Source organism: Sphingopyxis sp. NFH-91 (assembly GCF_021401285.1).
In the GTDB taxonomy this organism is placed as follows: Bacteria; Pseudomonadota; Alphaproteobacteria; order Sphingomonadales; family Sphingomonadaceae; genus Sphingopyxis; species Sphingopyxis terrae_A.
This window is the reverse complement of record NZ_JACBGA010000008.1, coordinates 25,843-46,479: the sequence shown is the minus strand read 5'-3', so window position 1 is coordinate 46,479 and position 20,637 is coordinate 25,843. Positions and strand designations below refer to the sequence as shown.

The following is a 20,637-nucleotide window of genomic DNA, read 5'->3' as shown; positions in this document are numbered from 1 at the left end:
ATTATCGAAAAGGGTGGCGGACGCGCCGCACGAATATGCAGAAAAAGGCCCCGATCATCGGAGCCTGGCCCGTCAGGGCAATGCCGAAAGGCTATTCGAGCGCGCGGTCGCTGCCGGTGAGGAGGCCGGGAAGATGCGGCGGAGCCGCCTTGCGCGGCTTGCCGCTACCGCCGCTCGTCGTGCGGCGGGTCGGGGCCGTCGTGGTCGGTCGGCGTTCGCTATCGGTCGCCTCGGCCTTGTTCGCGCTTTCGGCGAGCAGGACCAGCGACCCCATTGCCACGGGCGTGGCAGGCGCCGCCATCGCCCGGTCCGCAGTCGCGAAGCCGGTGAGCAGCGCCAAAAGGGTCAGCAATAACCGCAAGAATCGCCCCTATTCCAATCCAACGCGCCGCATATAGCGCGCTGGTGCATGAACATAGGGTGAAAGGAGGCGGACGTCCAGAGGCGGCGCAACGACGTGCGACGCCCTCACGCGCCGCCCGATGGGCAATCCGTGACCACCGGCCCCTTCGTCTTGGCCTTCATATCGATCGAATCGACGCGCATCGTGATGTGGCTGGACCGGAAGAATTCGGGCGAGGTTTCGCAGAAGCCCGTGACGAGGGCGTCGGAAACCTGTTGCGGCGTTGCGTCGGCCCGCCATCCGTCGGGTCCGGTGACCGTAATCACCAGCGTATTGTCTTCGGCGTCCACGGCTTGAATCTGGATACCGCCCTCGAATACCGTCCCGATTGTCGTGCGCATGGCCGCGACATAGTCGCCGATCGTCGGCGCGGCATTCGGAGCCTGTGCGGTTGCAGCCGTTGGGATCGAAACGACCGCCAGTGCGGCGGCCAAAAACAGCCTGTTCATCGTCTGACACTCCCCTGCGACCCCACTTGCTCCATATCGCCGCGCGCATCGCTGTCAAAGCCCGTTTGCGCCGGGCGCCGCGATTGCGCTTGACGGGCGCGTCAACTTCGCCTGTTCTCTACTGACAAACATGTCAGGGAGGACGGGATGGCACGGAAGGCGATATTCATCACCGGCGGCGGATCGGGCATCGGCCGTGCCACCGCGCAATATTTCGCGGCGCAGGGTTGGTTCGTCGGGATCGCCGACGTCAACAAACAGGGCATCGACGAAACCGCCGCGCTGCTTCCCGAAGGCGCCTCGTCGCGCCATGTCATGGACGTACGCGACCGCGACCAATGGAAAGCTGCCCTTGCCGAATTCGCAGCCGCGAGCGGCGGTCGCCTCGACGTCCTGTTCAACAACGCCGGTATCGGATCGGGCGGCCAGTTCCTCGACATGCCGCCCGAAGAGGCGGACCGGCTGATTGCGATCAATTTCGGCGGCGTCGTCAACGGCATCTACATGGCGATGCCGTTGCTGCGCGCGACCCCCGGATCGGCGATCCTCAACACCGGATCGGCGTCGGGCTTCTATGGCGTCGCCGGGCTTGCCGTCTATTCGGCGACGAAGTTCGCGGTGCGCGGGCTGACCGAGGGGCTGGAGATCGAGTTCGCCAAATACGGGATCAAGGTTCGCTCGCTGATGCCCGGCTTCATCGACACGCCTTTGCTCGATCAGGTCAGCGCCGACAGCAACGAGCCGGCCCGCGACCGCCTGTCGGCGAGCGGTTTCGAAATCTCGCCGGTGCAAGATGTCGCAAAGGCAGCGTGGGATGCCGTTCACGGCGACCGCGTGCATGTCCCCGTCGGCAAGATGGCGCGCCGCCTCGGCCCCCTCGCGCGCTTCTTCCCCGGCCTGATCGCCAAGCAATCGAAAAAGATCGACGGCCTCGGCGGCGCCGCGGCGCACTGACGCGCTGGTCGGCTTTCCGGCTGTGCCGAAACCTTTATAGAAAGCGGTTGGCGATGGTCCCGACGCCATCGACACCGCCTTCGACGACATCGCCCCGGACGATACGGCCCACCCCCGCGGGCGTGCCGGTGTAGATCAGGTCGCCGGGCCGCAGTTCGACATAGGCCGACAGCTCGGCAATGATGTCGGCTACCGGCCAGATCATGTCGGCGATGTCGCCCTCCTGCCGCGCCTCGCCATTGACCGACAGCCAGATCCGCGCGCTTGCCGGATGACCGACCGCGACCACGGGGACGATCGGCGACAGCACGGCGCTGTGGTCGAAACCCTTCGCCATGTCCCAGGGCCGCCCGCCCGCCTTGGCCTCGGCCTGAAGATCGCGGCGCGTCAGGTCGTTGCCGACGGCATAGCCGAAGACGTGCGACAGAGCGTCGGCCGCCGCGATATTCGCACCGCCTTTGCCCAGCGCCACCACCAGCTCGATCTCGTGATGCAGATTGTCGGTGCGCGGCGGCATCGCGATGTCGGCGGTCGCTCCGACCAGCGCGTCGGCGGGCTTCGAAAAGAAGAAGGGCGGCTCACGCGTCGGATCGCCGCCCATTTCGCGCGCATGATCGGCGTAATTCTTGCCGACGCAAAAAATACGGCGAACCGGAAAGCGATCGGCGCTGCCGGCAATCTCGGCAGTAGGTGCTGCAACGGCAAATGGCAGGGTCATGAAAAGGGCGTCCTCGATATCAGGAAGACGGATAGAGCGCCGCGCGACACTTGCCGAGGTCGGCGCCCGCAAGGCCGCCTTCCCTCACCGCATTCCACGGGCTGCCCATCTTGTCTTCGGGGCGATACCAGAAGCCATAGAGCTTGCCGTTCGCCGCGACCAGCGTCGCCGCGCCGGCGACTACAAAGTCACCCGCCGCGCCCTCTTCCAGCCGCCCGGTGGCAATCGTCTGCACGAAGCGCGCAGAACGGCGTCGATCGTCCCGACCGTTCTCATAATCTAAATGATTATATCAATCTCATATCGCATGTGGTGCGCCCGACAGGATTCGAACCTGTGGCCCCCAGATTAGGAATCTGATGCTCTATCCTGCTGAGCTACGGGCGCGTCGGCGCTCGTTTAGCGGGGCAAGGCGCGCAGCGTCAATCGGCGCGGTCAGTTGATCGCGCCGGGCGGCGCGATCGGGACGAGGAGTGGCATGGCGGCGATCCCGTCGTCATGCAGCGCCTGCGCCTCTTCGGGCGAGGTTTGTCCGTGGATCAGGTTTTCGGGCGCGCGGCCTTCGTGCATCGCACGCGCGGCATCGGCAAAATCGCGTCCGACCCAGCGCGACTGCGGCAACATCTCGGCCTGCTTCGCGGCAATCGCCGCCAGGACGGTGCGGACCATTTCGGCGGACGGCGGCGCATCGGGTGCCGGTGCGGGTGTCGGCGCGGCGACCGCCTGCTGGTTCGACTTGGCGCCGATGCGCGGCGCCATCACCGCCTTCTTCACCCGGCTATCGCCGCACACCGGACAGGCGATCAGGCCGCGGGCCTGCTGGTCGGCGAAGCTGTCGCTGCTCGCGAACCAGGCCTCGAACCGGTGATCCCCGGCGTCGCAGCAGAGATCGAAGACAATCAAGGGTCAGCCCGCGCCGAGCAGCGGGTCGAGCCCACCCCGCGCATCGAGCGCCGCCAGATCGTCGCTGCCGCCGATATGCTGGCCATCGATGAACACCTGCGGCACCGTGCGGCGACCGCCAGCCCGTGCGACCATCGCGTCGAACCCGGCGCGGTCCATCGTCACGTCGATCTCCTCGAACGCGGCGCCCTTGTTCTCGAGCAGCGCCTTCGCCCGCGTGCAATAGGGGCAGAGGAATTTGGTATAGACTTCGATCCTGGCCATGGGACTGATTTCATCCTTTCACCGCTGCATATCGGAATCGAGCGCCGCAAAGTCAAATGGCGCGGCATTGACCGGCACGTCGTGGACGACGCGCGCCCAGCAGAGCGCCGACACGCGCGCGCAGCGTCGCCCCGCTCGCATGCACATCATCGATGAGAATGAGATGCCGGCCCGCGGCGCGCGTCTTGGCATCGGGCGCCAGCGCAAAGGCCCCCGCAACGATCTTCTCGCGCTCGCGGCGCCCCTTGCCGCGCAGTGCCGCGGTCGCCTTGCGCCGGACGAGCAGATGCGGATCATGCGCCGCGCCGGTGAGCCGCGCCAACTCGTCGGCGATCAGCGCCGCCTGATTGAAGCCGCGCGACCAGAGCCGCCAGCGGTGCAACGGAACGGGCACGAGCAGCGGTTCGGCTTCGCCCGCCAGCGCCTCGAAAGGCCGCGCCATAAGGCGCGCCATCAGCCGGGCATGGCCAAGGCGCCGTCCATATTTGAGCCGTAGCGCCACCGTCCGTGCGACGGGCCCATAGGCCAAAGCCGCTGGCGCGCCGTCGAACGGGGGCGGATCGGCCAGGCACGCCCCGCATTCGCTCGCGACGCCGGGGAGCGCCGTCGGCAGCGGCACCGAACAGCGGGCGCACGAAGGGCCATCCAGAAAATGCAGCGAATTCCAGCAATCGAGGCAGAACTGCCCGACCTCACCCACTACCAGGCCGCACCCCGGACAACGCGGCGGCAGCGCATAATCGAGCAGCGCCGTGCCCAGTCGGCGAATGCCGCGCGACAGAGCAGGTGCCGCCGGCGCCGGCGCATCATCCTCGCTGTCTTCGGCCATCGTCGCCATCGGCCTCTTGTGAAACATCGCGCCCGGCGGCACAAGCGCGCCCATGTCGCAGCCGCCGTCGCTCTTTTCCGCCGCCCGCCACCGCGCCCAGCGCGACCGGCTGGCGCGCCTGCCCCCCGACGCCAATTTCCTTGCTCCAATCTTGGCTGAAACGCTTCTCGACCGGCTGGACATGGTCACGCGCGACTTCGACCGCATCTTGCTGATCGGCGCCCACGATGCGGCGCTTGCCGATGCGCTGCGCGCGCGCGGGCGGGCGCTCGACCTCTTCGAGGCCGGACCGCGGCTCGCCGCGGCGACCGGCGCGATGGTGGGTGAGGTCGATGCGATCGACCTGCCGCTCGGCCAATATGATCTGATCGTCTGGCCCGGCGGTCTCGACGCCGTGAACGACGTTCCGGGTGCGCTTGTACGGCTGCGCGCGCTGCTGGCGCCCGATGGCCTGCTGCTCGGCGCCTTTGTCGGCGACGGCAGCCTGCCGCGCCTGCGCCGTGCGACGATGGCAGAGGGCGTGCGCACCATCGCGCGGATGCATCCGCAGATCGACCTTGCGGCGATGGGCAATCTGCTCCAGCGCACCGGCTTTGCGTTGCCCGTCGTCGATGTCGAGGCGCTGACCGTGCGCTATGCGGCGCTGCCGGGGCTTGTGCGCGATCTGCGCGCGGCGGGCCTCACGAGCCGCCTCACGCCGACGCCGCTGCCGCTGACACGCGCCGAAGCTGCGCGCATCGCGGCCGCCTTTTCCGAAGGCGCCGACCCCGACGGCCGCATCGCCGAGCAATTCCGTATCATCCATTTCAGCGGCTGGGCGCCGCACCCCGACCAGCCCCGTCCCGCCCGCCGCGGCAGCGGCACGGCGTCGCTGATCGACGCGCTGTCTCCCCGGCCCTAGGTCGGCCGCTCAGCCTAGCGCGCCTTCGCCTTGCCGTCGATCAGCACCGCCTGTTGCCACCGGCTTGGCGCCTTGTCGGTGCGGTGGATGCACCCCGCCCAGCAGCAGGGGCGCTTCTTGCCTTCCTGCAACTCCTCGACGGTCCGGCCGATGCGCCGGGCGCGCGTCGGCGCCTGCTTCGCATCTTCCACCCAGCAGATGAATTCATTGCGCCCGAGCGGCGTCAGCCCTTGCCACAGCGCGAAGACCGCCGGATCGGCGCATATCGCGGCCTGCATATCGTCGGCCGCCTGATGCACGGTGCCCTGAAGAAAATCATCGCTCACGCCAGCGTCCCTTCCGTGTCCCGCCGCGCGCCCTAGCGCGCCCTGCCGCACGCCACCGTGCCGGTGCCGACGTTGCGCACGGTGCAGACGGGGCGCCCCAGCACCACGGTCTTGCCGCTGCCGCGCGTGGTGATCGCGGCCGATTTGACCGCGTTGAAGATATGGTCGCCCGTCCCTTCGCTGTCCGAAATCAGTCCGTCGACCGCCAGCTTGCCGGCATCGACGACTCCCGAACCCGATAGCGTCATCTGCGCCTGCTTCGCCTTGCCGGCGAGCGTCAGCGTGCCGTTGCCGATCATCGCGACCGCCAACCGGTCGGTATCGACCGCGTCGACGCTCAGCTTGCCCGGACCGCGCAGTCCGAGTGCGACGCGCTGGCCCTTCATCCCGTCGATGTGAAGCGACCCCGCACCGACCAGCGTTGCCGATTGCAGCGTCGCGGCGTTGATGCGGAGCAGCACCGCGCCCGGCGAACTGCCGCGGCGGTCGTCACCCGCGAACTGGCGCATCCCGATCACCAGCCGTCCGTCGCGATTTTCGACGGTCAGCCGGTCGAGCGCATCCTGCGATCCCGTTGCCACGGCGCTCACCGGCGCGCGTGCCACCACCTCGACATCGACATCGGCGCCGACTTCGATCGCCGCGAAACTGGTGAGGCCGAAGCGCTTTTCGGCGGCGTGCGCCGACGCAGCGGACAAGAGGGCGGTCGCCGCGATCGCGGCCCATCGCATGATGCTGGTCATGCCGCTGCCTTAACCGGTTCGCGGCGGCGGCACCAGCGCGCGATCATTTGCAGGTTGCGGTTCCCGATCCCATTTCGCGCGAGGTGCAGGTCGCGCCACCGGTCAGCGTCACATCGCCCGACCCCAGGATATTGATCGACGCGGTGCCGCTCGCCTGTCCTTCGACATTGCCCGATCCCGCGACCGACACGTCGAGCGTCTGCGCCGCAAGCCCCTTGGCATCGACGTCGCCCGATCCGGTCACGCTGATCGCGCCCGAATTGACCGTACCGCCGCCGATATCGACGTCGCCAGACCCCGAGATCGCGATTTTAGCGCTCTGTCCGGTCATCTTCGCGACCTTGAGGTCGCCCGATCCGGTCACCGTCGCCTCCAGCGCGTCGCCATCGACGCTGTCGGCGTCGATCGAACCCGATCCGGTCAGGCGCAGCATCGACAGTTTCGGCATGGTGATGCTGATCTCGACACCCTCATGGTCGCGCCCGCCGAAGCTGAAGCCGTCGCGCTTGCGGCCGATCGACAATGTCGAGCCGTCGGTCACGATCTCGAGCTGGTCGAGCTCGCCTTGCGGCCCCTTGGCCGTGATGGCGAAGGCGTCGCCCTGGCGAATCGTGACATCGTCGGGGCCGGTGACCTTGACGCCGGTGAAGCCGTTCAGCGCGAAGCCGCGGGTGGTAACCGGTCCCGCATCGCGGGCACCCGACTTGCTGTCCTTGTCGCTGTCGATCGTGAAAGATCCGCCACAGGCCGCGGTCGCCATCACAAGCGCCAGCGGCAAAACGCCAATCAACCGGTTTCGCATCATCAATCTCCTCTGTATTAGTCGCCTAACACAGAGGGGACACACTGTCCAGTCCGTCCTACCAGCGCAGCAGCGGCGGCAGGATCAGGCGCCCGGCAATCGCCGACAGGATGACGACAAGCCCGTGCCACAGCGCGATATGGACCATATTGTCCGACGAACAATGAAGCGCGAGCACCGCCGCACCCGCCGCACCTGCCGCGACCCCGACAACCCAGCCGGCGCGTTCGAGCGAGGTCGGGGCACCGCCCTTCAACCACGCGAACAGCGCGGCTCCGACCCCGAGCCCGGCAACCAGTCCGTCGAGCGTGCAGCGCATCCCGCCGTGCGGGTCCATCCCGTGCATCGCCGCATGGGTATCGCCCAGCCCGACGACGAGCGCCGTCAGCGGCAGCGCGAGCGCCGCGAGCCCGGCCCAGCGCCACCCGCTATAGTCGCGCCCGACTCCGGGCAGCCCCATGCGCAAGGCGCTCCAGGTTGCGGCCAGTCCCAGCGCGACGATCAGCCAGAAGGCGAACATCGGCATCGGCGCCATAGAGGCACCATGAGCCAGATCGTGCCGCATCCCCAGCAGCCACAGCAGGGTGCCGCCGCCGATCAGCCACGCCGCCGCGGTCCAGGCCCCGCCGCGCAGCAGCCGGCGCGGCCGGATCGGCTTCAGATCATCGGCCAGGCCGTCGATCAGATCGTCGATCGATACGTCCGTCATGTCATTCGCTTTCAATATATTGGCTGAGCTTTTTCAAGCCGCGATGAATATTCACCTTCACCAGCGATTCGCTCTGCCCGCAAATCCGCGATGCCTCGGCGATCGACGCGCCCTCGATCTTGACCAGCGTGATCGCCTGCGCCTGTTTCGGCGGCAACAGCGCGAGCAGATGATCGAGGCTGAGCCGCGCATGCACCGCTTCGTCCTCGGCGCCCACGGCGGCGTCATTGTCGCCGAGCTCGGCCTCGTCACGCTGGCGGCGCAGCATGTCGATCCAGCGATAGCGCGCGATGGCGGCGAGCCACGGCAGAAAGGCGCGATCGCTGTCCCAGGTCGCCAGCTTGCGATGCATCGACACCAAAGTTTCCTGAATCAGATCGTCGACCTGATGCGGCGCGATCCGCCGCGCGAAATAGCGCGCGAGCCATGTCCGGCAATCGCCGAGCAGCGCGCGATAGGCCGCACGATCCCCCCGCTGCGAAGCGGCCATCAGGCGCGCGAGCGAAGGTTCGTCGAGGCTCATTTCCCGCGCATCCTAACAAGCAAGGCGTCGAGGGAAAACAGGCCGCCGCCGCGCACGATCAGGATCGCGGCCATCGCGGTCCACAGCGAATGGACCGGCCACCACGCGTCTGGAAAGACGAATATCTGGATGACGAGCGTCATCACCAGCAGCGCGCCCGCCGAAAAGCGGGTGGCAAGGCCGATGATCAACAGCGCAGGGAAGATATGCTCGGCCCAGGTCGTCAGCGGCACCGCGATCGATGCGTCGAGCGGCAGGCCGGAAAATTCGTTGCGGAACAGATCATAAGTGTTGGGATCGATGGTAAGGAAGCTCCCTTCGATCACCTTCGTCTGCCCCGATCGCCAGAAGACGCCGCCCAGCGCGACGCGCAGCAACAGCAGGGCGACACTTTCGGCGAGCCGGCCCGAAACGATCGCCACGCCGCGATCGTAAAATGCGACAATCTGCTTCATGCTATCCTTCTTCCTGCGCCGTTTCGAGCGCCCCGGCGGCAATCAGCGACGCGATCGCCGCGCCGCCGCCCGGATGCTTTTCGGCAAGAAGCGCGATCAGGTTACGCAGCGGGCCGAAATCATCGGCCAGCGCCAGCGCCGCGGCTTCGGCAGGGGCAAGCGCGTGAACGCGCACCTCCGCATCGGGCCGGGCGAGGAGCACGAGCCGTGCCGCCGCGAGCGCGGGGTCGAGCGCCGCCGCTGCATCGCTCGACAGGCGGACGATCCGCGCGGCGGGATGCCGCCGGACCGCCAGCGACAGCAGCGCCGCCTCGCTCTGCCCCGCCAGTTCGGCCAAGGTCAGCGCGGGCGCGTCCGCGGCGTGATAACATTCGAGCCACGCCCATTCGATCCGGGCGAGGTCCTGCGCGGGCGGCGGTGCTTTTACGCGCAGCCAGTCGGCAAAGCCGGCGCCGATATCGGCCAACGCCCGACGCCGCGCGCCGTTTGTTTCGACATAATACCGCGACAGCCGGTTGAATGTTTCGGCGCCCAGCAGATCGCGGCATAGCGGAAACGTCTCCTCCAGCGCGACGAGCCGCGCGTGCGAGATCGTATTGGCATGGACGCGCAGCCCGCGCAGGATCTGCGCCGGATCGCCCGCGAACAGCCAGTCGGGCAAATGGTCGGGCCCGCCGTTGATCGCCGCGGTGATGGCGGCCTGATCGCGCTCAAGCATCGGCGGTGACGGGTGAACAGGCCGCGATGAGCGTGTCGGCGCGCACGGCTTCGGCGTGTAGCACCGCATAATCCGGAACGTCGCTGTCCCATTCGACGAGCACCGGCGTCGGCCCTGCCCGGTGCAGAAAGCGGTCGAGCAAAGTCCAGCAGGCCGCGCCGACCGGCGATCCATGATCGTCGATGGCGATCGTGCCGCCGTCGCCATCGGGCTTTACCGCATGGCCCGCCACATGAATTTCGCCGACCAGCCGCGGGTCGAATGCGTCAAGCCAGGCTTCGGGGTCGCGATCCAGATTATGGGCGGAAACGAGAATGTTATTGATGTCGAGCAACAGGCCGCAGCCGGTCCGGCGGCACAGTTCGTGCAGGAAATCGACCTCGCACCAATTGCTTGCCGCAAAGGCAAGATAGCACGACGGATTTTCGATCAGGATCGTGCGGCCGAGCCGGTCCTGCACGCGCGCCACTTCGCCCGCTAAATGCGCGAGCGCGGCGCTGGTATAGGGCATCGGCAACAGGTCGGGAAATTTGTCACCGGGGCCGTTGCTCCAGCTCAGATGGTCCGACACCATGGCAGGCACATAGCGCGCGCACAGCGCCGCCAGCGCATCGATCTCGCCGCGATCGACGCCCCCCGACGACCCCAGCGACAGGCCGACCGAATGAAAGCTGAGCGGCATATGCTCGGCGACCGCGGTCAGCCAGCGATGCGGGGGCCCGCCCGGGCCGAAATAATTCTGGGGGTGGATTTCGGCCCAGGCGGGTGCCGTGCCCGCCTCCACCGCGGCAAGAAGCGCGGCATAATGCTGAGATTTCAGTCCTATGCCGGCGCGTCGGGGTAGCCGGGGGGTAGTGGAGGCGGACACGGCGGGGGCTCAGCTCTTCTTTTGCGGCACCGGCTTGGCATCGCCCTCATGCGCGGTCAGCGTGCCGCCCATCTTGACGCAGGTGCCCGCCGGAACCGACTTCCAGGCATTGCCCTGATAATTGACGGTCGAGGTACCGGCGCAGCTCGTGCCCGGGCCGGCGGCGCAATCATTCTTGCCCTTCAGCGCGACGCCGAAGCATTTTTCGGTCGCTCCGGCCGCAGCAGCGGTTCCCGGCGCCATCGCGCCGGCGGCCATGGCCAGAACGGCCGAAGCGGCCAGCGACAGTTTCACGACATTGCTCATTCTTCACTCCATTCACAACAAAGGGGGATGCGGGGGGATGGCATCGAAGGGAAATTCGCCGCGCCGCCCGGCAAGGTTACAGCGCGCCATCTTGTCGCCACCTTCGCACGGCAAAGGAGCCTTTCCCCTCCCCGATACCGAGAGAGAAACGTGAGCGTAGCGTTCCGCCGCGAAAGCGATGACGAACATATGGAACCGGTCTTCGAATGGCCGATCCCGCCGGGCGCCAATCTGGTAACCCCGCGCGGACACCGTCTGCTCGGCGAAGAATTCGCGCAGATCGAAGCCGCCATCGCGGCGGCGGAAACCGACGATGCGCGCAAGAAATTGCAGCGCCGCCAGCGCTATGTCGCCACGCGCCACGCGACCGCGGAGGTGCAGGCCGCGCCCGCGGACGGGATCGTCGGGGTCGGCAGCGCGGTACGCTATCGGCTCGCAGGTACCGAGCGCGCCGTGACGATCGTCGGGCATGACGAAGCCGATCCGGCGGCAGGGCGGATCGCCTTCACCGCGCCGCTCGGCCGCGCCCTGATGGGCGCCGAGGTCGGCGAGAACGTCGAATTCCAGGGCCGCGAGGATGCCATCACCGTCCTTGCCGCCGCGCCCGATGCGGAGGAAATGGCATGAAGGACAAGTTCGAACGCCACAAGCAGCCGTGGACCGCCGCCGAAATCGACAAGCTCCACACGCTGGCGAAAAAGGGCATGGCGCTCAAAGCCATCGCCAAGGCCCTGACGCGGAGCGAAGAGTCGGTAAAAATCCGGGCCAAGGCCGACGGCCTGTCGATCGCAAAGCTGCGCTGACCACCCCGCATGACCGCCACCGATTATGATGCCATCGTGCTGGGTGCCGGCGCGGCCGGGCTGATGTGCGCCGCGGTCGCGGGGCAAAGGGGTCGCCGCGTTCTCTTGCTCGACCATGCCGAGCAGGTGGGCAAGAAAATCCTGATCTCGGGCGGCGGCCGCTGCAATTTCACCAATATCCATACAGCGCCCGACCGCTATATTTCAGCGAATCCGCATTTCGCCAAATCGGCGCTCGCGCGCTACACGCCCGCCGATTTTATCGCGCTGGTCGATGCCTATGGCATTGCGCATCACGAAAAAACGCTCGGCCAACTGTTCTGCGATGGGTCGGCGAAACAGATCGTCGCGATGCTGCTCGAGGAATGTGCAAAGGGCGGCGTCGAAGTCCGCTGCGGCCAGCCGGTGCGCGCCGTCAAGCATGCGGATGGCATCTTCTCCGTCGACTTCGGCGACCGGCATGTCCGCGCGCCCAACCTCGTCATCGCTACCGGCGGCCCATCGATCCCGAAGATGGGTGCGACCGGCTTTGCTTACGATCTGGCGCGCCAGTTCGGCCTGAAAATCGTCGAGCCGCGCCCCGCGCTCGTCCCGCTGACGCTCGGCGGTGACGATGTGTTGTTCCGCGAACTGTCGGGCGTCGCAACCCCGGTCGAGGCGCGCGCGGGCAAGGCGGCGTTCCGTGAAGCGGCGCTGTTCACCCACAAGGGTCTGTCGGGTCCGGCAATCCTCCAGATCAGCAGCTATTGGCGTCCCGGCGATCCGGTGACGATCGACTTCCTGCCCGCCGCCACGCCCGGATGGCTGATCGACGCAAAGCGCGCGCGTCCACGCGCCACGCTCGCCGCAACGCTGCCCCTGCCCGATCGGCTGGCGCAGACGCTCGCCGAGCGGCTGGAGTTGGCCGGCGAGCTCGGCGCGCAAACCGACCGCAGGCTTGCCGATGCGGAGGCGCGGCTCGCGCGCTGGACCTTCCATCCGAACGGCACCGAAGGCTTTGCCAAGGCCGAGGTGACGGTGGGCGGCATTTCGACCGCGAATCTTTCGTCGCAATCAATGATGGCCAAAAGCGTGCCGGGACTGTATGCGGTCGGCGAAGCCGTGGACGTCACCGGGTGGCTGGGCGGCTACAATTTTCAATGGGCCTGGGCCAGCGGATACGCGGCGGGTCAGGCCCTTTAGGAAAAAAACCCAGATATTTCTTCGTCATGCCGAACGGGGTTCGGCATCCATGACCAGTGTTTCGATCGCGGGCGACAGACCCCGGGACGCAGACTGGGCAGCGAGGACCAAACAGCGGCGCCTTTGCTGCACAGGATAGAAGAATAAAATGCCTTTTGAAAATCTCTCGCCCGTCCTTGCGGACGCCCTTGCCGCGCGCGGCTATGAAGGACTAACCCCCGTCCAGACCCACGTCGTCGAAGCCGAAGCTGTCGGCCGCGACCTGCTCGTCTCGGCGCAGACCGGATCGGGCAAGACCGTCGCCTTCGGCCTCGCCATGGCGGGCGAATTGCTGGAGGATGGGCGCCTGCCGTTCGCGGCCGCGCCGCTGGCGCTGATCATCGCCCCGACACGCGAACTCGCGCTGCAGGTCAGCCGCGAACTGAGCTGGCTCTACGCGAAGGCCGGCGCGCGCATCGCGACCTGTGTCGGCGGCATGGATGCAAGCCGCGAGCGCCGGATGCTCAGCCAGGGCGTGCACATCGTCGTCGGTACCCCCGGCCGCCTGCGCGACCATCTCGAACGCGGCGCGCTCGACCTCGAATCGCTGCGCGTCGCCGTGCTTGACGAGGCCGACGAAATGCTCGACATGGGCTTTCGCGAAGACCTTGAGGAAATCCTCGACGCGACCCCCGAAACGCGCCGCACTTTGCTCTTTTCGGCGACGATCCCCAAGCCGATCGCCCAGCTTGCCAAACATTATCAACGCGACGCGCTGCGCATCTCGACCGTCGGCGAAGATCGCGGCCACGGCGACATCGCCTATCAGGTCGTCACCGTCGCCCCCGCCGATATCGAGGGCGCGGTCGTCAATTTGCTGCGGTTGCACGAGGCCGACACGGCAATGCTGTTCTGCGCCACGCGCGACAATGTCCGCCGCCTCCACGCCAGCCTCCTCGAACGCGGCTTCGCGGCGGTGGCGCTGTCGGGCGAGCACAGCCAGTCCGAACGCAACCACGCGCTGCAGGCGCTGCGCGACCGCCGCGCACGCGTCTGCGTCGCGACCGACGTCGCCGCGCGCGGTATCGACCTGCCGAGCCTCAGCCTCGTCATTCACGTTGAAATCCCGCGCGATGCCGAAACGCTTCAGCACCGCTCGGGCCGCACCGGTCGCGCGGGGAAAAAGGGCACCGCCGTGCTCATCGTCCCCTATCCGCGCCGCCGCCGCGTCGACGGTATGCTGCGCGGTGCGAAGATCGACGCGCAGTGGATGAACGCGCCGACGGCGACCGACGTGCGCGCGCGCGACAAGGAACGGCTGATCGAGGCGCTGCTCGCGCCGGTCGAACATGAGGCTGATGACATCGAACTCGGCCAGCGCCTGCTCGCGGAGCGCAGCGCAGAAGACATCGCCGCCGCGCTCGTCCGCGCGCACCGCGCGACGATGCCGCCGCCCGAAGATCTGATCGATAACGGCCCGCGCCCGCGCGGCGAGCGCCCCGAACGCGGTGAGCGTCTCGAGCGCGCCGATCGTGGGGCGGACCGCGAACAGTTCGACGACAGCGTCTGGTTCCGGCTCAACATCGGCCGCCGCCAGAACGCCGATCCGCGCTGGATCCTGCCGCTGCTCTGTCGCCGCGGCCATGTGACCAAGCACGAAATCGGCGCGATCCGCATCGGCCCCAACGAAACGCTGTTCAACATCCCGCTCGCGATCGCCGATCGCTTCGCCGAAGCCGTGTCGCGCACCGCGAACAAGGATGGCGAAGACGATAGCGGCGTCGCCATCACCCCGGCGCCCGAAGGCAGCACCTATCCGCCGCGCCGCGACACGCGCCCCCATAAGGGCGGGCGCCGCGACGCTGGCCCGCGCCACGACGGCCCTCGCGGCGACGGTCCGCGCAAACCGCGCGGCCCCGGCGCCCCCGGCGGCGGCACCGACCGTTACAAGCCCAAACCCTACGGCCAGCGCAACCCGCGCAAGACCGGGAAATATTAAGGCGTAGAGCCCTTGCGCCCTCTCCGCCGCCGTCCCAAATCGGGCGAACAGCAGGAGAGGACGCATGGAAGCGGTTGAAGCCTTTATCGAGAAGCAGGGCGGTCCCGACGTCATCCAGTGGCGCAGCGTCACGCTCGGCGCCCCCGGGTCGGGCGAGGTGCTGGTCCGCCAGACCGCTGTCGGGCTCAATTATATCGACGCCTATCATCGCGACGGCACCTACCCGGTCGACCTTCCTGGCGGTCTGGGGCTCGAGGCGGCGGGCGAGATCGTGGCGATCGGTGCCGACGTCCACGGGCTGAAGCCCGGCGACCGCGTCGCGACCTTCGGCCCCCGCCGCACGGCCTATGCGACCGCGCGGCTCGTCCCCGCAGCCGCGCTGTTCAAGCTGCCCGCGGCGGTCGACGACGAGACCGCCGCCGCCGCGCTGCTCAAGGCCTGCACGGTCGAGGCGCTCGTCGAACGCTGCGCCAGGGTCGAGGCAGGCTGGCCGGTGCTCGTCCACGCCGCCGCCGGCGGTGTCGGTCTGATCCTCGTCCAATGGCTGAAAGCCGTCGGCGCCACCGTGATCGGCACCGTCAGCACCGCAGCCAAGGAACAGGCCGCGCGCCACGCCGGCGCCGACCATGTTATCCGCTACCGGGACGAAGATGTCGCCGCGCACGTCCGCGAAATCACCGACGGCCAAGGCGTTCCCGTCACTTTCGACGGCATCGGCATGGCGACCTGGGCGACCTCGCTCGAGGCCACAGCGCGCCGCGGGCTGATCGTCAGCTACGGCAATGCCGGCGGGCCGGTGACCGGCGTCAATCTCGGCATCCTGGCGCAGCATGGGTCGCAGTTCGTCACGCGCCCGACCTTGTTCGACTATTATCTCGATCCCGGCGAACGCGCCGCCGGCGCCGCGCGCGTGTTCGAGATGCTCGAAAGCGGCGCGGTCGCGGTCACCATCGGTCAGCGCTACCCGCTCCGCGACGCGGCTCGCGCACACGAAGATCTGGAAGCGGGCCGGACCACGGGGTCGACGCTGTTGATGCCCTGATCTTTGCCGCTTGCGGGCGGGAGGGGAGCGACTAAACCTTCAACCGTTCGGCGTGCCAGCCGATATGCTCGGCCATGAAGGTCGAGATGAAATAATAGCTGTGGTCATAGCCCGGCTGCATGCGGATTTCGGCTTTCTGCCCCGCCTTCTCGCACGCCTCGACCAGCAGATGCGTCTTGAGCTGATCTTCCAGGAAGCTGTCCGCCTCTCCCTGATCGACGAGCAAGTCGGCAACGCGCGCGCCGCCTTCGATCAGCGCGCAGGCGTCATAGTGACTCCACGGCTCGCGGTCGGCACCGAGATAGTTCGACAGCGCCTTTTCGCCCCACGGGCATTGCAGCGGCGCGACGATCGGCGAAAAGGCCGAGACCGAGCGGAAGCGGTCGGGCGTGCGCAGCGCCACCGTCAGCGCGCCATGGCCACCCATCGAATGACCGCTGATCCCCTGCCGCGTCATGTCGGCCATCGGGAAATTGCGCAGCACCACCGACGGGAGCTCATCCTCGATATAGGAGCGCATGCGGTAATTCTTTGCCCATGGCGCCTCGGTCGCATCCACATAGAAGCCGGCGCCGAGTCCGAAATCCCATGCGCCCTCCGGATCGTCGGGCACGCCCTCACCGCGCGGACTCGTGTCGGGAGCTATGAAGATGATGTCATGCTGCGCGCAGGCGGCGCGATATTCGCCCTTTTCCATCACATTGGCATGGGTGCAGGTCAGCCCCGACAGATACCACAGCACCGGCAGCTTCGCGCCCGGCGCATGATCGGGAACGAACAGCGCAAAGGTCATGTCGGTGCCGGTGGTGTCGCTGGCATGGCGATAGACGCCCTGCGTGCCGCCATGGCTGCGATTGGTCGATAGCGTTTCGAGGGTCATGGATTGTCCTGCACGGGTATGGAAGCGATCAACGGCTCATGCCCCCAATGACGCAAGAGGTCGAGGATGGTTGCGCCCGCAAGGCCGATGGTTCCCGTGTTGCGCAGCGGATGGACGTTGACGCGCTCCGCAGCCGCAAGCCCGGCATCGAGTACCACCGTGATGGTTCCCGGTGCGGCGTTGATCGCGGCAAGCGGCGTCACCGATCCCGGGGCGATGCCGAGCAGCCGCTGCATGTCGTCGGCCTTGCCGAAGCTCACGCGCTTGCATCCGATCGCGGCGGGCAGCGCTTTCAGGTCGACGCGCGCTTCGCCCGGCACGGTGACGAGCCAGAAGGCCCCGCCCGTGTCCTTCAGAAACAGATTTTTGGTGTGCGCGCCGGGAATCGCAGCATTCACCGTGTCGCTTTCGGCGACAGTGAACACCGCGACATGCTCGTGCGCGGTGAAGGGGATGGCGAGCGCATCCAGATCCGCCAGCAATCCCGCCTCACCGCGCATAAGCCCTCAGAAAGTCAGACGACGCGGTGCAGCGCGCACAGCTTGTTGCCCGACGGATCGCGCAGATAGGCGAGGTACAGGCTGCCGAAGCCGCCTTCGCGCACGCCCGGCGGGTCTTCGATCGAAGTGCCGCCCGCGGCGACGCCGGCGTCATGCCACGCCTTCGCCTGCTCGGGCCCTTCCATCGCGAAACCGATGGTGCAGCCATTGCCCGCAGTCGCTGGCTGGCCGTCGATCGGTGCCGTCACCAGGAACAGTCCGCCATTGTGCATGTAGATAAGGCGCCCCTTGTCATCGACGATGCCCGGCTTGCCGCCGATCGCCTGAAAGGTCGCGTCGTAGAATTTCTTCGATGCGTCGAGGTCGTTCGATCCGACCATATTGTGACTGTACATCGCCCTTGGCTCCTCCTGATTTGGTTGCGAATCGGGACTTATCCTGTTCGCGTGACTAACGGAAGACCACCGTCTTGCGTCCGTCGATCAACACCCGCTGTTCGGCGACCCAGCGCACCGCGCGCGCGAGCACCTGCGCCTCGACATCGCGGCCGATACGGATCAGGTCGTCGATCCCGTCGCGGTGGTCGACACGCTCGACCGCCTGCTCGATGATCGGGCCTTCGTCGAGGTCGCTCGTCACGAAATGCGCCGTCGCGCCGATCAGCTTCACCCCGCGTTCGTGCGCGCGATGATAGGGCTTGGCGCCCTTGAAGCCGGGCAGGAAACTGTGATGGATGTTGATGCAGCGCCCCACGAGCTTCGCCGACAGATCGGCCGAAAGCACCTGCATATAGCGTGCGAGCACCAGATAATCGGCGCCGCCGCGTGCCATGACGTCCAGCATCGCGGCTTCCTGTTCGGCGCGGTTCGCGGCGCTGACGGGCAGGTAGTGGAACGGCACCCCGTGCCATTCGGTCAGGCGGCGCAAATGGTCGTGGTTCGACACCACGCCGACGATGTCGATCGCCAGATTGCCCGTCGACCAGCGGTGCAACAGGTCGTTGAGGCAATGGCTGCCCTGCGACACGGCAATCACGAAGCGCGGCTTGGCCCCCGCGTCGCTGATCCGCGCTTCCAAAGCGAACCGCTCGACGATCGGCGCGAAGGCCGCGCGCACCGCGTCCAGCGTCTGCGGAAAGCGCGGACCTGCGCCGCGAAATTCGACGCGCATGAAAAAGCGCCCCGAATCGAGGTCGGCATATTGCTGGCTGTCGAGGATGAAGCCGTCGGTTTCGGCAAGCAGCCCCGTCACCGCCGCGACGATGCCCACCGCATCGACGCAGCTGAAGGTCAGGACGAAAGCGGCCGGACGTTCGGTCGTCATGTCAGCCCGAAATCTTGTGGAATGCGCACAGCTTGTTGCCCGCCGGATCGCGCAGATAGGCCAGATACAGCACCCGGCCTTCGGTCGCGTTGCGAATGCCCGGCGGGTCCTCGGCGCTCGTCCCGCCATTGGCAAGGCCCGCGGCGTGCCACGCATCGACCGCCTCGGGCGAGGCCGCGAGCAGGCCGAGCGTATGGCCGTTTCCGCACGCCGCCGCTTCGCCATTCACCGGCTTGGTGATGACGAGCCGTCCGCCGTCATGCGCGTAGATCAACCGGCCACGCTCATCGACGCGGCCGACGGGGATGCCGAGCGCACCAAGCGCCGCATCGTAAAAGCGCTTGGTCGCCGCAATATCGTTGGCGCCGAGCGTGACATGGCTGAACATGCTGCGCGTCCTTCCGCGTCAATACACGACAACGCTGCGGATGCTTTCCCCCGCATGCATCAGGTCGAAGCCCTTGTTGATCTCTTCCAGCCCCATGACGTGGGTGATCATCGGGTCGATCTCAATCTTGCCCTGCATATACATGTCGACGATCTTGGGCACGTCGGTGCGGCCCTTGGCGCCGCCGAAGGCCGTGCCGCGCCAGTTGCGGCCGGTGACGAGCTGGAACGGCCGCGTGGAAATCTCCTTGCCCGCCTCGGCGACGCCGATGATGATCGAGGTACCCCAGCCGCGGTGGCAGGCTTCCAAGGCGATGCGCATCACCTCGGTATTGCCGGTGGCATCGAAGGTGTAATCGGCGCCGCCGTCGGTCATCGCGACGATCGCCGCGACGACATCCTCGCGGCTCATGCCCTTCGAATTGAGGAAATCGGTCATGCCGAACTTGCGGCCCCATTCTTCGCGATCGGGGTTGATGTCGACACCGATGATCTTGTTCGCACCGGCCAGCCGCGCGCCCTGGATGACGTTGAGGCCGATGCCGCCGAGCCCGAAGACGACGACATTGTCGCCGACCTGCACCTTCGCGGTGTTGATCACCGCGCCGACGCCGGTGGTCACGCCGCAGCCGATGTAGCAGCTCGACTGGAACGGCGCGTCCTCGCGGATCTTCGCAACCGCGATCTCGGGCAGCACGGTGAAGTTCGAGAAGGTCGAGCAGCCCATATAATGGAAGATCGGCTGGCCCTTGTACGAGAACCGCGTCGTGCCGTCGGGCATCAGCCCCTTGCCCTGCGTGGCGCGGATCGCGGTGCAGAGGTTGGTCTTGCCCGAAAGGCAGCTTTTGCACTGGCGGCATTCGGGGGTGTAGAGCGGGATGACATGGTCGCCGGGCTTCACGCTCGTCACGCCCGCGCCGACCTCACGCACCACGCCCGCACCCTCATGTCCCAGTACGCTCGGGAAGATGCCCTCGCTGTCGAAGCCGTCGAGCGTATAGGCATCGGTGTGGCAGATGCCCGTCGCCATGATCTCGACCAGCACCTCGCCCGCCTTCGGGCCTTCCAAATCGAGTTCGACGATTTCGAGCGGCTTCTTCGCTTCGAATGCGACGGCGGCGCGGGTCTTCATGGCAGGTCTCCTTCTCGCCGCTCCAATCAGGCAAAGCGCCCGGCAATGCAAGATACTGCAGATCCTCCCTGCTGCGAAGCCGTGGGGAGGTGGCAGCCCGCCGCCATCAAGCGACTTGCGGGCCGTTGGCCAACAATGGTCTCCAGATGAGGTCGAGCCGTTCGACGGTCGTATCGGTCAATTCGTACATCTCGGAAAGCGAAGCCTCCGTCGCTTTGACCAGATCGCGACCGCCCTCGGTGCCGAGAAAGCGTCCGGAGTGCGTATACTGAAACTTCCACCCAGCTTGCGGAATTGACTCTGCGGCGCGGATCGAAATCCACCGATCACCCCAGACCGTCAGAGCCACGATCTGCCGTTTGCGCACCTTGAATGTAACTTCCACCCGCTCTTCGGTCTTTCCATCGCGAAGCTCGATGAAGCGCTCAATTATCGGAGTTGCGTTACGATGCTTGAGCGCTTTTCCACGGCGTTTAAGGCAATCAAGCACGTCCAATAGGAATGGGCAGTCTGACCTTTCGAGCATCTCGCCTTTTAGC

Annotated in this window: 30 protein-coding genes and 1 tRNA gene; 7 read left to right on the top strand and 24 right to left on the bottom strand. The window is 66.9% G+C overall.

Annotation, left to right across the window (positions count from 1 at the left end; all coding sequences use genetic code 11):
- Positions 1-91: 91 nt before the first annotated feature.
- Positions 92-352, bottom strand: coding sequence for a hypothetical protein (locus L0963_RS16415; RefSeq protein ID WP_234180561.1), 261 nt, complete (start codon positions 350-352; stop codon positions 92-94).
- 116 nt (positions 353-468) lie between these two features.
- Positions 469-852: a hypothetical protein gene (locus L0963_RS16410; RefSeq protein WP_234180559.1), complete on the bottom strand. Its 384-nt coding sequence runs from the start codon at positions 850-852 to the stop codon at positions 469-471.
- Positions 853-999: 147 nt separating this feature from the next.
- On the opposite strand from L0963_RS16410, the gene L0963_RS16405 reads away from it, so the two are divergent.
- On the top strand, positions 1,000-1,806 hold the full coding sequence (locus tag L0963_RS16405) for an SDR family oxidoreductase (protein WP_234180557.1): 807 nt from the start codon (positions 1,000-1,002) through the stop codon (positions 1,804-1,806).
- 34 nt (positions 1,807-1,840) lie between these two features.
- Here L0963_RS16405 and L0963_RS16400 read toward each other — a convergent pair whose 3' ends face one another.
- The 6 genes from L0963_RS16400 to L0963_RS16375 all read right to left on the bottom strand — a co-directional run bounded on the left by L0963_RS16400 (position 1,841) and on the right by L0963_RS16375 (position 4,574).
- A complete protein-coding gene (locus L0963_RS16400; RefSeq protein WP_234180555.1) occupies positions 1,841-2,524 on the bottom strand; it encodes a fumarylacetoacetate hydrolase family protein in 684 nt (227 codons plus the stop codon).
- Between the two features lie 19 nt (positions 2,525-2,543).
- Entirely contained in the window at positions 2,544-2,759 is a 216-nt protein-coding gene (locus L0963_RS16395) for a hypothetical protein (RefSeq protein ID WP_234180553.1), read from the bottom strand.
- Positions 2,760-2,834: 75 nt separating this feature from the next.
- Positions 2,835-2,911: transfer RNA gene (locus L0963_RS16390), tRNA-Arg, on the bottom strand.
- A 48-nt stretch (positions 2,912-2,959) separates the two neighbouring features.
- Positions 2,960-3,427 (bottom strand): DUF1178 family protein, encoded by a 468-nt coding sequence (locus L0963_RS16385; protein ID WP_234180551.1) that lies wholly within the window; start codon positions 3,425-3,427, stop codon positions 2,960-2,962.
- Between the two features lie 3 nt (positions 3,428-3,430).
- Positions 3,431-3,691 carry a glutaredoxin 3 gene (grxC, locus tag L0963_RS16380; RefSeq protein WP_062767121.1) on the bottom strand — a complete coding sequence of 87 codons (261 nt, stop codon included), beginning with the start codon at positions 3,689-3,691 and terminating at the stop codon, positions 3,431-3,433.
- Positions 3,692-3,743: 52 nt separating this feature from the next.
- On the bottom strand, positions 3,744-4,574 hold the full coding sequence (locus L0963_RS16375) for a ComF family protein (protein ID WP_234180549.1): 831 nt from the start codon (positions 4,572-4,574) through the stop codon (positions 3,744-3,746).
- Between L0963_RS16375 and L0963_RS16370 the strand changes: the two genes are divergently transcribed.
- Entirely contained in the window at positions 4,573-5,421 is an 849-nt protein-coding gene (locus tag L0963_RS16370) for a class I SAM-dependent methyltransferase (protein WP_234180547.1), read from the top strand. The two genes, L0963_RS16375 and L0963_RS16370, sit on opposite strands and share 2 nt — an antisense overlap.
- A 14-nt stretch (positions 5,422-5,435) precedes the next feature.
- Here the strand turns inward: L0963_RS16370 and L0963_RS16365 are convergent, their stop codons facing one another.
- Genes L0963_RS16365 through L0963_RS16325 form a run of 9 tightly spaced genes read right to left on the bottom strand, consistent with a single transcriptional unit; the run spans position 5,436 to position 10,871 of the window.
- Complete coding sequence (locus L0963_RS16365) at positions 5,436-5,747, bottom strand: YdeI/OmpD-associated family protein (protein WP_234180546.1); 312 nt, start codon at positions 5,745-5,747, stop codon at positions 5,436-5,438.
- Positions 5,748-5,779: 32 nt separating this feature from the next.
- Complete coding sequence (locus tag L0963_RS16360; protein WP_234180544.1) at positions 5,780-6,490, bottom strand: head GIN domain-containing protein; 711 nt, start codon at positions 6,488-6,490, stop codon at positions 5,780-5,782.
- Between the two features lie 43 nt (positions 6,491-6,533).
- On the bottom strand, positions 6,534-7,292 hold the full coding sequence (locus L0963_RS16355; protein WP_234180542.1) for a head GIN domain-containing protein: 759 nt from the start codon (positions 7,290-7,292) through the stop codon (positions 6,534-6,536).
- A gap of 58 nt (positions 7,293-7,350) precedes the next feature.
- Positions 7,351-8,001, bottom strand: a complete 651-nt coding sequence (locus L0963_RS16350; RefSeq protein ID WP_058812418.1) for an NrsF family protein — start codon at positions 7,999-8,001, stop codon at positions 7,351-7,353.
- A 1-nt stretch (position 8,002) separates the two neighbouring features.
- Positions 8,003-8,524: a sigma-70 family RNA polymerase sigma factor gene (locus tag L0963_RS16345; RefSeq protein WP_003052645.1), complete on the bottom strand. Its 522-nt coding sequence runs from the start codon at positions 8,522-8,524 to the stop codon at positions 8,003-8,005.
- Positions 8,521-8,979 carry a DoxX family protein gene (locus tag L0963_RS16340; RefSeq protein WP_234180540.1) on the bottom strand — a complete coding sequence of 153 codons (459 nt, stop codon included), beginning with the start codon at positions 8,977-8,979 and terminating at the stop codon, positions 8,521-8,523. The genes L0963_RS16345 and L0963_RS16340 overlap by 4 nt, the downstream gene beginning before the upstream one ends.
- Position 8,980: 1 nt before the next feature.
- Positions 8,981-9,697 carry an HvfC/BufC N-terminal domain-containing protein gene (locus L0963_RS16335; protein ID WP_234180537.1) on the bottom strand — a complete coding sequence of 239 codons (717 nt, stop codon included), beginning with the start codon at positions 9,695-9,697 and terminating at the stop codon, positions 8,981-8,983.
- Entirely contained in the window at positions 9,690-10,565 is an 876-nt protein-coding gene (gene bufB / locus L0963_RS16330; protein WP_260833921.1) for an MNIO family bufferin maturase, read from the bottom strand. The genes L0963_RS16335 and bufB overlap by 8 nt, the downstream gene beginning before the upstream one ends.
- A gap of 9 nt (positions 10,566-10,574) precedes the next feature.
- Entirely contained in the window at positions 10,575-10,871 is a 297-nt protein-coding gene (locus L0963_RS16325) for a BufA1 family periplasmic bufferin-type metallophore (protein WP_234180534.1), read from the bottom strand.
- A 150-nt stretch (positions 10,872-11,021) separates the two neighbouring features.
- Here L0963_RS16325 and L0963_RS16320 point away from each other — a divergent pair, with 150 nt between their 5' ends.
- The 5 genes from L0963_RS16320 to L0963_RS16300 all read left to right on the top strand — a co-directional run bounded on the left by L0963_RS16320 (position 11,022) and on the right by L0963_RS16300 (position 15,876).
- Complete coding sequence (locus L0963_RS16320) at positions 11,022-11,498, top strand: GreA/GreB family elongation factor (RefSeq protein ID WP_062900855.1); 477 nt, start codon at positions 11,022-11,024, stop codon at positions 11,496-11,498.
- A complete protein-coding gene (locus L0963_RS16315) occupies positions 11,495-11,674 on the top strand; it encodes a hypothetical protein (protein WP_003052619.1) in 180 nt (59 codons plus the stop codon). The genes L0963_RS16320 and L0963_RS16315 overlap by 4 nt, the downstream gene beginning before the upstream one ends.
- Before the next feature lie 9 nt (positions 11,675-11,683).
- On the top strand, positions 11,684-12,856 hold the full coding sequence (locus tag L0963_RS16310) for an NAD(P)/FAD-dependent oxidoreductase (protein WP_234180533.1): 1,173 nt from the start codon (positions 11,684-11,686) through the stop codon (positions 12,854-12,856).
- A 148-nt stretch (positions 12,857-13,004) separates the two neighbouring features.
- A complete protein-coding gene (locus L0963_RS16305; protein ID WP_003052614.1) occupies positions 13,005-14,834 on the top strand; it encodes a DEAD/DEAH box helicase in 1,830 nt (609 codons plus the stop codon).
- A 64-nt stretch (positions 14,835-14,898) separates the two neighbouring features.
- The gene (locus L0963_RS16300; protein WP_234180532.1) at positions 14,899-15,876 is read left to right on the top strand and encodes a quinone oxidoreductase family protein; all 978 of its coding nucleotides are present in this window, start codon (positions 14,899-14,901) and stop codon (positions 15,874-15,876) included.
- Between the two features lie 31 nt (positions 15,877-15,907).
- Here the strand turns inward: L0963_RS16300 and fghA are convergent, their stop codons facing one another.
- The 7 genes from fghA to L0963_RS16265 all read right to left on the bottom strand — a co-directional run bounded on the left by fghA (position 15,908) and on the right by L0963_RS16265 (position 20,594).
- Positions 15,908-16,756, bottom strand: a complete 849-nt coding sequence (fghA, locus tag L0963_RS16295) for an S-formylglutathione hydrolase (RefSeq protein WP_234180530.1) — start codon at positions 16,754-16,756, stop codon at positions 15,908-15,910.
- Positions 16,753-17,256: a prolyl-tRNA synthetase associated domain-containing protein gene (locus tag L0963_RS16290; RefSeq protein ID WP_062900860.1), complete on the bottom strand. Its 504-nt coding sequence runs from the start codon at positions 17,254-17,256 to the stop codon at positions 16,753-16,755. The genes fghA and L0963_RS16290 overlap by 4 nt, the downstream gene beginning before the upstream one ends.
- A 14-nt stretch (positions 17,257-17,270) precedes the next feature.
- On the bottom strand, positions 17,271-17,651 hold the full coding sequence (locus L0963_RS16285; protein ID WP_003052600.1) for a VOC family protein: 381 nt from the start codon (positions 17,649-17,651) through the stop codon (positions 17,271-17,273).
- Positions 17,652-17,706: 55 nt separating this feature from the next.
- A complete protein-coding gene (purU, locus tag L0963_RS16280; RefSeq protein WP_062900861.1) occupies positions 17,707-18,579 on the bottom strand; it encodes a formyltetrahydrofolate deformylase in 873 nt (290 codons plus the stop codon).
- Between the two features lies 1 nt (position 18,580).
- A complete protein-coding gene (locus tag L0963_RS16275) occupies positions 18,581-18,967 on the bottom strand; it encodes a VOC family protein (RefSeq protein ID WP_003052594.1) in 387 nt (128 codons plus the stop codon).
- Positions 18,968-18,985: 18 nt separating this feature from the next.
- Positions 18,986-20,098, bottom strand: coding sequence for an S-(hydroxymethyl)glutathione dehydrogenase/class III alcohol dehydrogenase (locus tag L0963_RS16270; RefSeq protein WP_062900863.1), 1,113 nt, complete (start codon positions 20,096-20,098; stop codon positions 18,986-18,988).
- Positions 20,099-20,204: 106 nt separating this feature from the next.
- Complete coding sequence (locus L0963_RS16265) at positions 20,205-20,594, bottom strand: hypothetical protein (RefSeq protein ID WP_234180529.1); 390 nt, start codon at positions 20,592-20,594, stop codon at positions 20,205-20,207.
- Positions 20,595-20,637: the final 43 nt, after the last annotated feature.

Bases quoted from the DNA above. Each gene is read 5' to 3' on its own strand.
- L0963_RS16410 (WP_234180559.1), bottom strand. From the start codon at position 852: ATGAACAGGCTGTTTTTGGCCGCCGCACTGGCGGTCGTTTCGATCCCA.
- L0963_RS16405 (WP_234180557.1), top strand. From the start codon at position 1,000: ATGGCACGGAAGGCGATATTCATCACCGGCGGCGGATCGGGCATCGGC.
- L0963_RS16400 (WP_234180555.1), bottom strand. From the start codon at position 2,524: ATGACCCTGCCATTTGCCGTTGCAGCACCTACTGCCGAGATTGCCGGC.
- grxC (WP_062767121.1), bottom strand. From the start codon at position 3,691: ATGGCCAGGATCGAAGTCTATACCAAATTCCTCTGCCCCTATTGCACG.
- L0963_RS16370 (WP_234180547.1), top strand. From the start codon at position 4,573: ATGTCGCAGCCGCCGTCGCTCTTTTCCGCCGCCCGCCACCGCGCCCAG.
- L0963_RS16375 (WP_234180549.1), bottom strand. From the start codon at position 4,574: ATGGGCGCGCTTGTGCCGCCGGGCGCGATGTTTCACAAGAGGCCGATG.
- L0963_RS16360 (WP_234180544.1), bottom strand. From the start codon at position 6,490: ATGACCAGCATCATGCGATGGGCCGCGATCGCGGCGACCGCCCTCTTG.
- L0963_RS16355 (WP_234180542.1), bottom strand. From the start codon at position 7,292: ATGCGAAACCGGTTGATTGGCGTTTTGCCGCTGGCGCTTGTGATGGCG.
- L0963_RS16350 (WP_058812418.1), bottom strand. From the start codon at position 8,001: ATGACGGACGTATCGATCGACGATCTGATCGACGGCCTGGCCGATGAT.
- L0963_RS16345 (WP_003052645.1), bottom strand. From the start codon at position 8,524: ATGAGCCTCGACGAACCTTCGCTCGCGCGCCTGATGGCCGCTTCGCAG.
- L0963_RS16340 (WP_234180540.1), bottom strand. From the start codon at position 8,979: ATGAAGCAGATTGTCGCATTTTACGATCGCGGCGTGGCGATCGTTTCG.
- L0963_RS16335 (WP_234180537.1), bottom strand. From the start codon at position 9,697: ATGCTTGAGCGCGATCAGGCCGCCATCACCGCGGCGATCAACGGCGGG.
- L0963_RS16325 (WP_234180534.1), bottom strand. From the start codon at position 10,871: ATGAGCAATGTCGTGAAACTGTCGCTGGCCGCTTCGGCCGTTCTGGCC.
- L0963_RS16315 (WP_003052619.1), top strand. From the start codon at position 11,495: ATGAAGGACAAGTTCGAACGCCACAAGCAGCCGTGGACCGCCGCCGAA.
- L0963_RS16310 (WP_234180533.1), top strand. From the start codon at position 11,684: ATGACCGCCACCGATTATGATGCCATCGTGCTGGGTGCCGGCGCGGCC.
- L0963_RS16305 (WP_003052614.1), top strand. From the start codon at position 13,005: ATGCCTTTTGAAAATCTCTCGCCCGTCCTTGCGGACGCCCTTGCCGCG.
- L0963_RS16300 (WP_234180532.1), top strand. From the start codon at position 14,899: ATGGAAGCGGTTGAAGCCTTTATCGAGAAGCAGGGCGGTCCCGACGTC.
- fghA (WP_234180530.1), bottom strand. From the start codon at position 16,756: ATGACCCTCGAAACGCTATCGACCAATCGCAGCCATGGCGGCACGCAG.
- L0963_RS16290 (WP_062900860.1), bottom strand. From the start codon at position 17,256: ATGCGCGGTGAGGCGGGATTGCTGGCGGATCTGGATGCGCTCGCCATC.
- L0963_RS16285 (WP_003052600.1), bottom strand. From the start codon at position 17,651: ATGTACAGTCACAATATGGTCGGATCGAACGACCTCGACGCATCGAAG.
- purU (WP_062900861.1), bottom strand. From the start codon at position 18,579: ATGACGACCGAACGTCCGGCCGCTTTCGTCCTGACCTTCAGCTGCGTC.
- L0963_RS16275 (WP_003052594.1), bottom strand. From the start codon at position 18,967: ATGTTCAGCCATGTCACGCTCGGCGCCAACGATATTGCGGCGACCAAG.
- L0963_RS16270 (WP_062900863.1), bottom strand. From the start codon at position 20,098: ATGAAGACCCGCGCCGCCGTCGCATTCGAAGCGAAGAAGCCGCTCGAA.